The sequence below is a fragment of the Novosphingobium sp. UBA6272 genome (assembly GCF_002440635.1).
Classification (GTDB): Bacteria; Pseudomonadota; Alphaproteobacteria; order Sphingomonadales; family Sphingomonadaceae; genus Novosphingobium.
Map to the genome: position 1 here is coordinate 1 of NZ_DJUW01000033.1, position 13,061 is coordinate 13,061.

14 protein-coding genes are annotated in these 13,061 nt (G+C 64.0%); 11 read left to right on the forward strand and 3 right to left on the reverse strand.

Annotation, left to right across the window (positions count from 1 at the left end):
- Positions 1-49: 49 nt before the first annotated feature.
- Complete coding sequence (locus tag B2V17_RS15035; protein WP_292999064.1) at positions 50-409, reverse strand: endonuclease domain-containing protein; 360 nt, start codon at positions 407-409, stop codon at positions 50-52.
- A gap of 59 nt (positions 410-468) precedes the next feature.
- Positions 469-1,350 (reverse strand): 4-hydroxy-tetrahydrodipicolinate synthase, encoded by an 882-nt coding sequence (dapA, locus tag B2V17_RS15040; protein WP_292999065.1) that lies wholly within the window; start codon positions 1,348-1,350, stop codon positions 469-471.
- A gap of 74 nt (positions 1,351-1,424) precedes the next feature.
- Here dapA and B2V17_RS15045 point away from each other — a divergent pair, with 74 nt between their 5' ends.
- Genes B2V17_RS15045 through B2V17_RS15055 form a run of 3 tightly spaced genes read left to right on the forward strand, consistent with a single transcriptional unit; the run spans position 1,425 to position 4,098 of the window.
- The gene (locus B2V17_RS15045) at positions 1,425-3,392 is read left to right on the forward strand and encodes a lytic transglycosylase domain-containing protein (RefSeq protein ID WP_292999066.1); all 1,968 of its coding nucleotides are present in this window, start codon (positions 1,425-1,427) and stop codon (positions 3,390-3,392) included.
- Entirely contained in the window at positions 3,389-3,877 is a 489-nt protein-coding gene (locus B2V17_RS15050; protein WP_292999068.1) for a GreA/GreB family elongation factor, read from the forward strand. Before B2V17_RS15045 ends, B2V17_RS15050 begins: the two co-directional genes overlap by 4 nt.
- Entirely contained in the window at positions 3,838-4,098 is a 261-nt protein-coding gene (locus tag B2V17_RS15055) for a DUF4169 family protein (RefSeq protein WP_349679980.1), read from the forward strand. The genes B2V17_RS15050 and B2V17_RS15055 overlap by 40 nt, the downstream gene beginning before the upstream one ends.
- A 126-nt stretch (positions 4,099-4,224) precedes the next feature.
- Here the strand turns inward: B2V17_RS15055 and B2V17_RS15060 are convergent, their stop codons facing one another.
- Complete coding sequence (locus B2V17_RS15060; RefSeq protein WP_292999072.1) at positions 4,225-6,249, reverse strand: GMC family oxidoreductase N-terminal domain-containing protein; 2,025 nt, start codon at positions 6,247-6,249, stop codon at positions 4,225-4,227.
- Positions 6,250-6,410: 161 nt separating this feature from the next.
- Here B2V17_RS15060 and B2V17_RS15065 point away from each other — a divergent pair, with 161 nt between their 5' ends.
- The 8 genes from B2V17_RS15065 to B2V17_RS15100 all read left to right on the forward strand — a co-directional run bounded on the left by B2V17_RS15065 (position 6,411) and on the right by B2V17_RS15100 (position 13,022).
- Positions 6,411-7,787, forward strand: a complete 1,377-nt coding sequence (locus B2V17_RS15065) for a peptide MFS transporter (protein WP_292999074.1) — start codon at positions 6,411-6,413, stop codon at positions 7,785-7,787.
- A gap of 42 nt (positions 7,788-7,829) precedes the next feature.
- Complete coding sequence (locus B2V17_RS15070) at positions 7,830-8,324, forward strand: hypothetical protein (protein ID WP_292999076.1); 495 nt, start codon at positions 7,830-7,832, stop codon at positions 8,322-8,324.
- 35 nt (positions 8,325-8,359) lie between these two features.
- Positions 8,360-9,622 (forward strand): 23S rRNA (adenine(2503)-C(2))-methyltransferase RlmN, encoded by a 1,263-nt coding sequence (rlmN, locus tag B2V17_RS15075; protein ID WP_292999078.1) that lies wholly within the window; start codon positions 8,360-8,362, stop codon positions 9,620-9,622.
- A 327-nt stretch (positions 9,623-9,949) separates the two neighbouring features.
- Positions 9,950-10,303 (forward strand): glycine zipper 2TM domain-containing protein, encoded by a 354-nt coding sequence (locus B2V17_RS15080; RefSeq protein ID WP_292999080.1) that lies wholly within the window; start codon positions 9,950-9,952, stop codon positions 10,301-10,303.
- Between the two features lie 191 nt (positions 10,304-10,494).
- On the forward strand, positions 10,495-11,301 hold the full coding sequence (locus B2V17_RS15085; RefSeq protein ID WP_292999082.1) for a hypothetical protein: 807 nt from the start codon (positions 10,495-10,497) through the stop codon (positions 11,299-11,301).
- Positions 11,298-12,056: an SDR family oxidoreductase gene (locus tag B2V17_RS15090; protein ID WP_292999084.1), complete on the forward strand. Its 759-nt coding sequence runs from the start codon at positions 11,298-11,300 to the stop codon at positions 12,054-12,056. Before B2V17_RS15085 ends, B2V17_RS15090 begins: the two co-directional genes overlap by 4 nt.
- Positions 12,053-12,439 (forward strand): dihydroneopterin aldolase, encoded by a 387-nt coding sequence (locus B2V17_RS15095; protein ID WP_292999086.1) that lies wholly within the window; start codon positions 12,053-12,055, stop codon positions 12,437-12,439. Before B2V17_RS15090 ends, B2V17_RS15095 begins: the two co-directional genes overlap by 4 nt.
- A gap of 7 nt (positions 12,440-12,446) precedes the next feature.
- Positions 12,447-13,022: a TMEM165/GDT1 family protein gene (locus tag B2V17_RS15100; RefSeq protein ID WP_292999295.1), complete on the forward strand. Its 576-nt coding sequence runs from the start codon at positions 12,447-12,449 to the stop codon at positions 13,020-13,022.
- Positions 13,023-13,061 lie beyond the last annotated feature (39 nt).

A 13,061-nucleotide genomic window follows, 5' to 3' on the forward strand; every position in this document is an offset into this window, starting at 1 on the left:
GTTGCGCAGCAATGGGGAGGTGGCATTCGCACAGCGAATGACGGAGGGGTCAATCAGCCCCGCTACAAAGCGCGACAATCGCCGCAGCCGCATCGACAACCGACTCCAGAACTTCACTTGCTGGAATTCTCACAATCCGAATACCTTGACCGGCCAGCCATTCATCCCTGGTTGCATCGGATGCCGGCCGATTGCCCATATCATGAGCGATGCCGTCGATTTCGATTCCGATCCGCGTTGAAGGACTGTAGAAATCAATCACGTAACTGCCGACCGGGTGCTGACGCCGAAATTTTACGCCCTGCGGCTTTCTGCGCAGGTAATTCCAAAGCAGGACTTCGGGTAAGCTCATGCTGGAGCGTAACTGGCGAGCCTTTGCATAATCATGGGTTGGGCGCTTGCGATCCATTACCCCTCCGTCAGCCCTGCGGGCTGCCACCTCCCCATTGCTGCGCAACAGGGAGGACTTTATGTCAAACCAGCCAGCGCCAGCCCGGCATCGACCGCCGCGCGTGATTCAGCACTGCACGCCACCAGCGGCAGGCGGACCTCATCGCCGATCCAGCCCAAGACCCGGGCCATCGCGTACTTGAGCGGCCCCGGCGAGGCATCGGTGAACAGGGCCTGGTGCAGCTTAAAAAGCTTTTCGTTGAGTTCGCGCGCCTTGGCCAGGTCACCTGCCAGGCTGGCCGCCTGGAATTCGGCGCAGAGCTTCGGCGCGATGTTGGCGGTTACCGAGATGCAGCCCGTCCCGCCCCCGGCGTTGTACTGCAGCGCCATGTCGTCGTTGCCGCAGATCTGGGCAAATCCCGCGCCCAGCGCCAGCCGGTGCGCGGTCAGCCGAGTCATGTCGCCGCTGGCGTCCTTGATCCCGACGATCCGGTCGGGGAAGCGGCGCGCGAGTTCGATCACGGTTTCGGGCTTGATATCGGTCACCGTTCGGCCGGGGACATTGTAGAGCACGATCGGCAGATCGACCCGCTCGGCCAGATAGCTGAAATGCGCCAGCAGTCCGGCCTGGCTCGGCCGGTTGTAATAGGGCGCGACCATCAGCGCGGCCTGGGCCCCTACTGCCCTGGCTTCCTGCATGTGCCACAGCGCGGTCTGGGTATCGTTGCTGCCGCAGCCGGCGATCACCGGGACCCGGCCATTGGCCTGCTCGACCGTGATGGCGAACAGGCGGTGCTGTTCGTCGTTGCTCAGCGTCGGGGCTTCGCCGGTGGTGCCGCAGGGGACCAGCGCGCTCGATCCCTCTTCGATCTGCCAGTCGACCAGGCGGCGAAAGGCCGTTTCATCGACGACGCCGTTCTTAAAGGGGGTGACTAGCGCCGGAATTGAGCCGGAGAACATGGACTTTATCCCTGCAGATGCGCCATAGGCGCCGTTCAGCTTGCCATAAGGAGCCTACCCCCAGAATGTCCAGCATGCATCGCACTACATTCGTTTCCGCTTTGGCAATGCTGGCCTTCCACGCCGCTCCTGCGCTCGCCCAGTCGGCTCACTCCGACGGGACCGAGTGGGATCAGGCGCGCAGCGCGCAAAAGGTGCTGCCGCCCGGCGACATGCACATGGCGGTGGAACGCTGGCGCTTGCTGACGGCCAGCCCCAACTTCCCCTTCGGAGACTATGCCAGTTTTGTGCTGACCTATCCGGGGCTGCCGGACGAGGCCAAGCTGCGCACCTATGCCGAACGCGCGCTGGAACGGGAAAGCCCACCGCCCCAGCAGATTGCCGCCTATTTCGACCGTTTCCCGCCCCTGACCAACGCTGGGCGCGGGCAATATGCCGTCGCGCTTTATGCCATGGGCCGGCCCGAAGCGCAGCAGGTTGCGCTTGAGGCCTGGCGCGGCGGAACGATGGGTCCGCTGATCACCAGCACGATCTTCGCCCGGCTCGGCTCAAGCTTGACCGCGGCAGATCACGATACCCGGATGGACGCGTTGCTGTGGGCGAGTGATTCCGCCTCGGCCGAGCAGCAACTGCTGTTCGTATCGCCCGAACGGCGCAGTTACTTCGCGGCGCGGGTCGGACTCGTTGGAGGTAAGGATCCGGCCAGCGTCGGGATCCAGCTCGGCGCAGAGGTGCTGGGCGATCCCGGCTATGTCTACAACCGCAGCAAGCAGCTGCGCGGCTCGGGCCAGAGCGCAACCGCCGCGAACATGATCGTGACCCGCCCCCGCTTTGCGACCCCGCCGCGTGATCCGCGCAAGTGGATCGGCGAGATGCTGGCGGTTGCGCGCAATGTCGATGCTGGCAGCGCGATGCGGGTCGCCGGTTCAGTCGATGACATGTTCGCGCCGGGGACCGACGTTTCGGCGCAGAGCTTTTCGATCCGCGACGATTACACCTCGTTGATGTGGCTGGGCGGGACCAAGGCGCTGTGGAGCCTCGGTGACGGAAGCCGCGCCGCGCCGCTGTTCTGGCGCTATGGCGCCGCTGCGCGCACCCCGCAGACCCGATCGAAGGGCTTTTACTGGGCCGGCCGCGCCGCCGCGCAGGGCGGCAACCAGGCCGAGGCCCGCCGCTATTTCGAACTGGCCTCAGTCTATCCTGACCAATACTACGGCATGCTCGCGCTGGAACGACTGGGCCGGCCGATGCCGGTGCTGGAAAGCTCGCCCACGGCAGCCCCCACCCCTGCCCAGCGCGACGCCTTCAACGCCCAGCCGCTGACCAAGGCGGTCCGCGAAGTGGCGCGCGAAAGCGACTGGCCGACCGCTGTGCGGTTCTTCAAGGAAATCGCCGAGCAGGCCGACAGCGAAGGCGATCACGTGCTGGTCGCCGATCTGGCACGCGAATTGGGCCGCCGCGATCTGGGCGTGATCCTGGGCCAGGCGGCGCATGTCGACGGGCACGGGGTGTTCCGCAAGACCAGCTTTCCGCTGATCCCGATCCCGGTCGGTTCGAACTGGACCTTCGTCCACGCGATCAGCCGCCAGGAAAGCCAGTTCGCGATGAACGCGGTCAGCCACGCCGGCGCGCGCGGTTTGATGCAGCTGATGCCGGGCACTGCCAACGAACAGGCCGGCAAGATGGGGCTGGTCTATGACCGTCAGGCGCTGACCACCGACGCCGGCTACAACCTGCTGCTGGGCGACGGCTATTTCCGGCGGATGCTGGACTATTACGGCGGGTCCTATCCGCTCGCCGTCGCGGCCTATAATGCCGGGCCGGGCAATGTGAACAAGTGGCTCCGCAGCAACGGCGATCCGCGCACCGGCGGGATCGACTGGGTCGAATGGGTCGAAAAGATCCCGGTTTCGGAAACCCGCAACTACGTGCAACGGGTGTTGGAAAACGCGGTGGTCTATGAAACCATGTACCCGGCCCGCGCGATCAACAAGGGACCCAACCCGCTAAGCTTCTTCCTGGGCAAGCGGTATCCGGGATGAAGCCCGACGGTCCGCCGATCACCCCGGCCGGGATGGCGGCGCTGCGCGCGCGTTACGATCACTTGCTGGGCACCGAACGCCCCGCGATTGTCGAGATCGTCAGCTGGGCCGCCGGCAATGGCGACCGCAGCGAGAATGGCGACTACCTCTATGGCCGCAAGCGCATGCGCGAGATCGACCGCGAGCTGGCACACCTCGCCCGGCGGATGAAGGCCTGCCGGGTGATCGATCCGGCCCGCCAGGACGACCGCAGCCGCGCGTGGTTCGGTGCCACCGTGACAATCGCCGATGAGGATGACAACCAGCGCACCCTGACCCTGGTCGGCGATGACGAGCAGGACGCCTCGGCCGGCAAGATCGGCTGGAGCGCCCCCCTCGCCCGGGCCTTGCGCGGCGCGGCGCTGGGGGATTTGCGCAAAGTGGTGCTGCCCGGCGGCGAAAAGGAATGGGAAGTGCTGGCGATTTCCTATCCGGAGGGCAGCTGACCTTGGCCGAGGTGATTAACCTGCGCATGGCCCGCAAGGCCAAGGACCGGGCTGAAAAGACCCGCCAAGCCAATGCCAATCGCGCGAAATTCGGCCAGGCCAAAGCCGATCGCAAAGCTCGCCAGGCCGAGGCAGAGCGGGCCCGGTCCGAACTCGATGGCAAGAAGCGTGATAGTAAGACCGCCCTAAGAAGCAGATCCGTTCGTCCTGAGGAGCCGTAGGACTGAGCTTGTCGAAGGCCGAAGGCGTCTCGAAGGCCCCCAGCGCTGCGGTGCTTCGAGACGGGGCCTTCGACAAGCTCAGTCCCCTCCTCAGCACGAACGGGTTTAGGTGTTTACACAGGCAGTTCAAGCCCCAAACGGATCCCCATACCCTGTCGCATAGTGCGCCATCGCCATGGTGGTGTACTGCGCGTTGACCCGGATGCAGCTGGGGAAGACGCTGGCGTCGGTGACCAGAACGTTGTCCGCGCCGTGCAGCCGGCACTGCGGATCGACCACGCCTTCGTTCGGGTCCTCATGGATGGGATTGCCGCCCTGCGGGTGCGAGCTCGACAGGGTGATATCGTCGGCTTCCTTCACCGCATCGCGGTAAAAGGCGTCGATGTCCATTGCCGGGGTCAGCGTCTGGCCTTTCAGCAGCGCCGGGTAGACCTCCTGCGCGCCGGCGGCGAAGTGGACCCGGGCCAAGGTGGCCGAGGCGCGGCGGATCAGGTGAATGTCATCGAGCGTCAGCTTCATGTCGAGTTTTCCGCCGACCAGATTGCCGCGCCGATCAGCCGGGAACAGGATCCCGGCCGAGCAGACCCGGTTGTAGGCCCGCATCCGCTTGTCCATATCGCCGAACCAGCCGGGCATCATCGAAGACATCGACATCGGCGGCTGAAAATGGCTCTCCAGCAGGAACTCGCCGCAATCGACCACGCTGGTCATCTGGTCCTCGTCCCAGGCCGGAGTGGCGTTGTCCGGCATCAAGGCGATGATCGGCGAAGCGACGTTGAGCGAGATCTGCCGCCCGGTCCCGGCGATCCCGCTGCGCTCGAGCAACAGCGACGAGGCGATGGTGCCGGCCGCGACGACAACGCCCTTGCGCGCCTTGACGACATGATGGGCCCCATCGGGATCGATTACCTGCACCCCGATCGCGCGCCGCGTCTGGCCGGTACCGCGCGCCCACAGGATCTTCTCGACCTTGGTGCCGGCCAGGATTCGCGCGCCGTGGCGGCTGCAGGCCCAGGGCAGATAGGTCTGCGCCATGCCCATTTTGCGGCCATAAGGACAGCCCGTGTTGCAATAGCCGCAATAGGCGCAGGCCTGCGGTGTTCCAGGCGGGCCGAAGTTCTTGGTGAACCAACCGGCGCGGGCCTGCCGGAACCATGGATCGTCGCTTTGCGCCGCAAATTCAGTCCAGCCGCGGGTCAGGTGCGTGCCGTTGGTCTTGCCGGAACGCGGCTCTGCCTCGCCCAGCTGCAGCTCGCCGTGAACCACGTCGTACGACTGCATGAAGCGCGCCTCGTCGATCGGGGCGCCAATGCTGGCCCATTTGGCGAAGACGTCCTGCGCCATCGGATGGCTCAGCCGGTCGCCCTTCATCCGCAGACAGATGCCGTTGTTGATGGTGGGTGAGCCACCGACGTTGCGGCCCTGGAAGACGATGAAATCGTTGTCGCGGGTGCTTTGCAGCGCGCCATGCTTGAACAGGGCGGGCACCATCCGCCGTTCCTCATGGGTGATCTCGGGCGAAGGGTGAAATGGGCCGGCCTCGATCACCAGCACCTTGTAGCCGCGCTTGGCAAGGTTGTGCGCAGACACCGCCCCGCCCGATCCGGAGCCGACCACGATCACGTCGATATCGTCCGAAACGCTGGCAAAGGGCACAACGTGCTCGCGCGCGATCTCGCGCCCGTCGACCCGCTCCAAAGGCACTTCGGCCGGCCCGCGCTGGCGGAACTTGGGCAGGGTGAAACCGATCTGCTTCAGCACCGGATTGTCCTTGTTGGCGGTCTGCCCGCCATCGAGATTGCTCCGGCCGATCGGATCGATCCAATGTCCGTAATAGCCGAAATAGACGATCGAGCGGAGCTTCGCCATGTCCTGAAAGGCATCGAAGCTGCTGTCGCGCATCCGGTTGCGGATCCGCTCCTTGCGCGCCTCGACCGACAGCTCGGTGAAGAGCGGTGCCATCGCCAGTTCGGCGAGGCGCAGCGACCAGCTGATCTCCTGCGCCTTGGTCCCGCCGACCATGGCAAAGAAATTCTGCACGTTGTCGACCACCTCGTCGACGCTGATCGCCATTTCCTCGAAATCGTCGAACAGCGCTTCGGCCATGGCCTTCAGGAAGCGTAATTGCGCATGATCAAACGGTAGCCGCACGCCAGTATCCCCCCAATGTGGACTTGCAATTCGCGACCGTTTTTCAGTGGTCTAACGGGGAATGGCAGTCCTGCCAAGCAACAACCCGCCAAGCCCCGGCTTGTAACCGGCTGGCATTGCTCTAACCATTGCCGCAAGGACCAGAACGGGGAGCACCGGGGATGAGCAGCACGGCAGAGCGACAGGGCGGATCGCCCGGCGGACACCCGCGCGGGCTCTATTTCCTGGCCGGGACCGAGCTGTGGGAACGCTTCTCGTTCTATGGAATGCAGGCGCTGCTGACGCTATACATGGTCAAGCAGTTGCTGCTGCCGGAATTTGCCGAGAACGTCTGGGGCCTGGCCGCGCTGCGCGGAATGGCGGAAGGCATGTTTGGAACGCTCGGCAATGTCGGCTTCGCCTCGGTCATTGCCGGCCTCTATTCCGGGCTGGTCTATTTCACCCCCTTGCTGGGCGGCTTGATTGCCGACCAGTTGCTGGGCGCCAAGCGGACAGTGACAATCGGGGTGCTGCTGATGAGCGCAGGGCACCTCGCCATGACCTTCGACCAGCTGTTCGTCGTGGCGCTGGTTTTGCTGATCCTTGGCTCGGGCCTGCTCAAGGGCAACATCTCCTCGCAAGTCGGCACGCTTTATCCGCAAGACGACGCCTCGATGCGCGACCGCGGGTTTGCGATCTTTTCGACCGGGATCAACATCGGCGCTGCCGCCGGTCCGCTGGTGACCGGAGCGGTTGCCGCGATTTGGGGCTGGCATGCCGGCTTTGCCGTTGCCGCCGGGCTGATGCTGGTGGCCCTTGCGACCTATCTCGCCGGCCAAAAGCACCTGCCCGATACCCCCCCGCGCCGCCATGCCGATTTCCAGCATCCCCCGCTGAGCAAGGCCGATGGCAAGGTCGTGCTGGCGCTGATCGCTGTGATCCTGCTGACTATGCCGGCCGAAATCACCTATCCGATGGTCTGGACGATCGGCCCGATCTGGGTCGACAGCTACGTCAATCTGGGATTCGTTCCGGCGACATGGTTCGGATCGATGGATTCGATCGGGGCGATAGCCTCGGCCCCGCTGCTCGTCATGTTCTGGGCCAGTCAGGCGCGCAAGCGGCGCGAACCGGACAGTCTCGGAAAGATGGCGATCGGCACCGGGCTGGTCGGGGTTGCAGCCCTCGGCCTCGCCGCCGGCAGCTTCATCTTTCCCGCCAAGGACTCGGTTCCGCTGATCTGGGCAATCGCCTGCTATTTCCTGATGGGGGTGGGCTGGATGTATTACTGGCCGACCACGCTCTCGCTGGTCAGCGGTGTTGCGCCCCGGGCCGTGGTGGCAACCATGGTCAGCGGCGCCTTCATCTCGCCCTTTATCGCTCACCTTGCAGCGGGTGTAATCGGCATCAACTTCAAACGGATGAGCCCTTCGGCCTTCTGGGCGATGGACGGCGCTATCGGGCTGGCCGGCGCGGTTCTGCTGTTTGCCCTTCGGCCCATGCTCAATCGGGCGCTGGGCACCGACAAGCGCAAGGATGCGCCGGAGAATGCATTCTGACCCCTTCCTCCGCGCCTGCGATTCTGCAATGAGCGGCAACCGATGAAACGTCGCCTCATCCTCTCCCTTACCCTGCTCGCCCTGGCCGCGACTCCCGCGCTGGCCCGCGATGCGCTGGGCATGTTCGGCAGCTGGGGCGCGTTCCGCGATCCGCAGACCCCGCGCTGCTATGCCATCGCCATGGCCGCGCCATCGACCATGCAGCGCGATTTCCAGCCCTTCGTCTCGGTCGGCTGGTGGCCCAAGTCCGGGGTGCGCGGCCAAGTCCATTTCCGTCTGTCGCGCAAGCTCCAGCCTGGTGCCCCGGTCAGCCTGTTGATCGGCGGGCAGCGCATTGCGCTGGTGGGCGGTGGCGGCGATGCCTGGGCAGCGGACAAGGGCAGCGATGCGGCGGTGATCGCAGCGATGCGATCGGCCCGCGAAATGGTGATCAATGCTCGAGACGCCAATGGCCGGGGCTTCAGCAACAGTTACTCGCTGGAAGGCGCCGCCACCGCCTTGGACGCCGCGGCACTGGGCTGCGCGCAGTTGCGGTAGCTTTTCCGCTGGCCCAAGCCTATATCGCGCGGCCTATGGCCGACACCGCACTCATGCCGATCCCGGGACAGTTCGATCCCGTCCCCACCCCGCGCGAGATAACGCCGCGTGCGGATGGCCGCATCGATCTGATCGGCTTGCCGAAAAAGCGCATCGCCGAACTGTTCGAAGCTGCCGGGCTCGATGCCAAGGCCGCCAAGTTGCGGTCCAAGCAGGTGTTCCATTGGCTCTACCACCGCGGCGTCACCGATTTCGACGCGATGACCGATATCGCCAAGACCATGCGGCCCTGGCTGAGCGAGCGGTTCGTGATCGGCCGGCCCGAAATCGTCGAGGCGCAGCATTCCAGCGATGGCACCCGCAAGTGGCTGCTCAAGACCGATGACGACCAGGAATACGAAATGGTCTTCATCCCCGATGCGGACCGCGGCACGCTGTGCGTATCCAGCCAGGTCGGCTGCACGCTCAATTGCCGGTTCTGCCATACCGGCACGATGCGGCTGGTCCGCAACCTGACCCCGGGCGAGATCGTCGGGCAAGTCATGCTGGCGCGCGATGCACTGGGCGAATGGCCCCGCGCCGGGCAGGCCGATCTGGCCGCGCTGGGTGACGACCTGGTTGACGAAGACGGCGGTTATTCATCCGATGGGCGCCTGCTCACCAACATCGTGATGATGGGCATGGGTGAGCCGCTCTACAATTTCGACAATGTCCGCGATGCATTGAAACTGGTGATGGACGGTGACGGGCTGGCGTTATCCAAGCGCCGGATCACGCTATCCACCAGCGGAGTGGTGCCGATGATGGCCCGCGCGGGCGCGGAAATCGGCGTGAACCTGGCGGTTTCGCTTCACGCGGTCAGCAAGGAAATTCGCGACGAGATTGTGCCGATCAACCGCAAGTACGGGCTTGAAGAACTGCTCCAGGCCTGCGCCGACTATCCCGGTGCCAGCAACGCCCGTCGCATCACCTTCGAATATGTCATGCTGAAGAACAAGAACGACAGCGACGAGGATGCGCGCGAACTGGTCCGGCTGATCAAGCAGTACAAGCTGCCGGCCAAGGTCAACCTGATCCCGTTCAATCCCTGGCCCGGCGCGATCTACGAATGTTCCACGCCGGAACGAATCGAGCGTTTTTCGCGGATCGTCTTCGAAGCCGGGATCAGCGCCCCGGTGCGCACCCCGCGCGGGCGCGATATCGATGCCGCCTGCGGCCAACTCAAAACCGCCGCCAAAAAGCTCAGCCGGGCTGAACTGGACCGGCTGGCCGAAGAAAAACAGGCCGCGCTCGGCTGAACCTGCCGAAATGTTAAGCCGCAGCGCCTAGGCGGGCCGCGGGAGGCCCGATCATCATGAAGCGGTCAATTATAGTACTACTCGCAGCGGCAGTCGCCCTGGGCGGCTGCTCGGGCAAGGCCGAGGAGGCACCGGCAGCCCCTGCCCCCGCCAAGCAAGCCAACGGAGCGAAGCCTCACGTCAATCCCTGGGCCAAGGATGCGCCCGCTACGGCGGCGAAATAACGCTTCGCCGCCTTTGCCGCACGGTTCACCAAAGGTGGAAATCTGCGGTTCATTTGCCGGCGTTCACCTTGCTCCCGTGAAGAAAACAACAGGAGCAAGCCCGATGAAGAAGGCCCTTTCCGCAGCGGTTATCGCCGCCACCATGTTTACCGCGACCGCCCCGGCTTTTGCCCGCCCGCCGGCATGGGCACCGGCTCACGGCTATCGCGATCGCCACGGCGATATCGACTATCGCCGCACCGATAACGGCATCCGCTACTGGGAAGGCCAGGACGGTCGCTATTACTGCCGCCGCGGCGACGGCACTGTCGGTCTGCTGGTCGGCGCGGCGCTGGGCGCACTGCTAGGCCGCGCGGTCGATACCCGCGGAGAACGTGCCACCGGCACCATCCTGGGCGCAGCCGCCGGCGCGCTGATCGGCAACGAACTGGCCAGGGGCCGGACCCGCTGCCGCTAGATCAGGGCCATCGAATGGCACCGTGCGGCGGCCGCGCCGCACGGACCGGTCTGGCCGCCTCACCTCCACTCGCACGGCACCATCCCGAATCTCCCAGGCATCAATCTCAGTGCCATGGAGAACTCCGAACTGCCTGCTGGCCTTTACTCCCGGCATAGGATCGGACATTGTGCGGGCAAAGGGGTGTCCGGATGAACTTTGTATCCAACCTGGCGATCATGGTTGTGCCGCGCTGGGTTCGAATTGCCGTCTTAGTCATTCTTGCATTGCTGGGCTCGATCTATCTGGCCACAGCTGCGATCGGCATCATTGATAGCGACCGGCCTGGCTGGATCGAAGCAGGCACCTATATTCTTGGCATCTTGCTGCCGTTCCTGATTGGCGGGCTGTTGCTCAGCTACAGCCACTCCGGGGTCGATGCCTTGGTCTCCCGGTCAGCACTGTTTCTGACGGAAACTGTTCCTGCCATGACTGTCTTGTTCGAAGAACCAGGGCAAGACTTCGAGGCGTCCAAAACGAGCGGGCGGTTTCCCAAGATTGCGGCTCCAGAAATCCAGATCCAGGCCGCTGCAAATTCGTCGATCGCGAACTATGTGGTATTGGTCAGGCCGAGCCGCGGCCTCCCAATCGAGCTAAACCAATGTCTAAGGCGATTGCCCTTCCGGGTAGAGCTCAACGCGACCAAGGCCAACGTAAATATTCTGATCTTGCGCAGCCTTGTCAAAGACCTGTCGAAAGCCGCCGACGTGACCGAGCTGTTTGGGCATTCGATCGCAGGCGCGCGCCACGAAGGGTACTGGATTGCGGACTCCATGACGAATTGTCTGCTTGATGGAAAACCATACCTGGCGATTGTTGCCGTAAAGCGACTGGCTCCAGAGTTCCTCACCAACCCGGTCCACCAGCTCGACTTTGCCCAGGACTTGATGCTGATGCTGCGGGCGATGCTGCACGAACGGCCGGAATTGTTCGAACCGGCTACCGGGGCTTCCGCTTGAGCCAACCTGCAGTCCTGATTACCGGCGCCGCCACGAGGATCGGGCACGCCATCGCCGAACGCTTTTCAGCTGGCGGATGGCATGTCGTCATCCATTACCACCAGAATCGCGCCGAAGCCGAAAGCCTGGCCGAGACCATGGATTCGTGCGAGCTGATAGGGTTCGATCTTGCCGATACGGAGCGGGCTTTGGCCGCAGTTGACGATCTCGCGGCTCGGTTGCCCGATTGGCGCGCGCTGATCTGCAACGCATCGCTTTTCATCCCCGATTGGCCCGAGCAACCCGATGCCGCAAGCTGGGATCGGATCGAGGCGGTGAACCTGCGCGGCAATATACAGCTGGCGGCCCGGTTTCTGGCCCGTGCCAAAAGCGAGGTTGGACGGCGGTTGGTCAATCTCCTCGATCAAAAGCTTGCCAACCTTAATCCGGATTTCTTTTCCTATACCGTATCGAAGGCTGGCCTGGCTGCAGCGGGGCAGATGCTGGCTCTGGCCCGGGAAGGCAGCGCCGACAGGGTCTATGGCCTCGCTCCGGGTCTGACCCTGCCCAGCCATGATCAGACCGAAGCGGAATTCGCGCAAAGCGCCAGCATGAATTTGCTTCGGCGCATCAACCAGCCGAGCGATATTGCTGAGGCAGCCTGGTTTCTTGTCACCGGCCCAGTCGCCAACGGCACCACGCTGCTTGTCGATTCCGGGCAACACCTCGTCCGCCAGAAACGCGACGTAATGTATATGGTGAGGCAAGCGGGATGAGGTACCTGCTGTTTCTGGATTCCCAGGCGGTTGAGCTTTCGATCGGACTTCACGATTTCGAACGCGCCGCAAAGCAGCGCATCCTGGTTTCTGCAGCCCTGGTGGTCGAGCGGGATCCTGGCGCCGGAGACGACGGCGCTTCAATCTGGGACTACGATTCATTGCGGCAGGCGATTTTTGATCTTGCCAGCGGTGCTCACATCGAGCTCCAGGAAACGCTGTGCAGCCGGCTCGCAGAATTCTGCCAAAGCCAGAACGACATCGTCGGCGGCTGGGTTCGCACTGCGAAGCCCGATGTCTACCCGGATGCAAAGGCGGTAGGATGCCAGATGGCATGGGGTGACGGCGAGGCCATGGCATTGCTTGCCCAGTTGAATGTTTGACCAACCCGTGGATGCTTTCCTCTCTTCCACCGCCGTGGTTGCCCTCGCCGAAATTGGCGACAAGACCATGTTGCTCGCCATCGTCCTGGCCGCGCGATTGCGCGCGCCCTGGGCGATCCTTGCCGGCATCCTGGTCGCGACGCTGGCCAATCACGCGCTGGCCGCGCTGGTCGGCAGCCAGGTCGCCGGACTGCTGCAGGCTGACTGGTTCCGGATTGCGGTGGCGCTGGGCTTCATCGCGATGGCGGCCTGGACGCTGGTGCCCGACAAGCTCGACGATAACGAGAACACAGTCCGCAGCGCCGGCGGGGCATTCCTGACCACGCTGGTCAGTTTCTTCCTGGTCGAAATGGGCGACAAGACCCAGATCGCGACGATCGCGCTTGCCGCGCACTACCAAGCCGTGCTGCCGGTGACCGCCGGCACCACGCTGGGCATGATGCTGGCCAACGGTCCGGCAGTCTTTCTTGGCGAAGCGATCGAACGGCGGGTTTCGATGAAGTTGACCCGCACCCTCGCCGCGCTGCTGTTCCTGGTACTGGGGCTTTGGCAACTGGCCGAAATCTTTGGCTGGCTTGGCTGATTTGGCCTTGCACCAACCGCATCGAGGCATAGTCTAGCT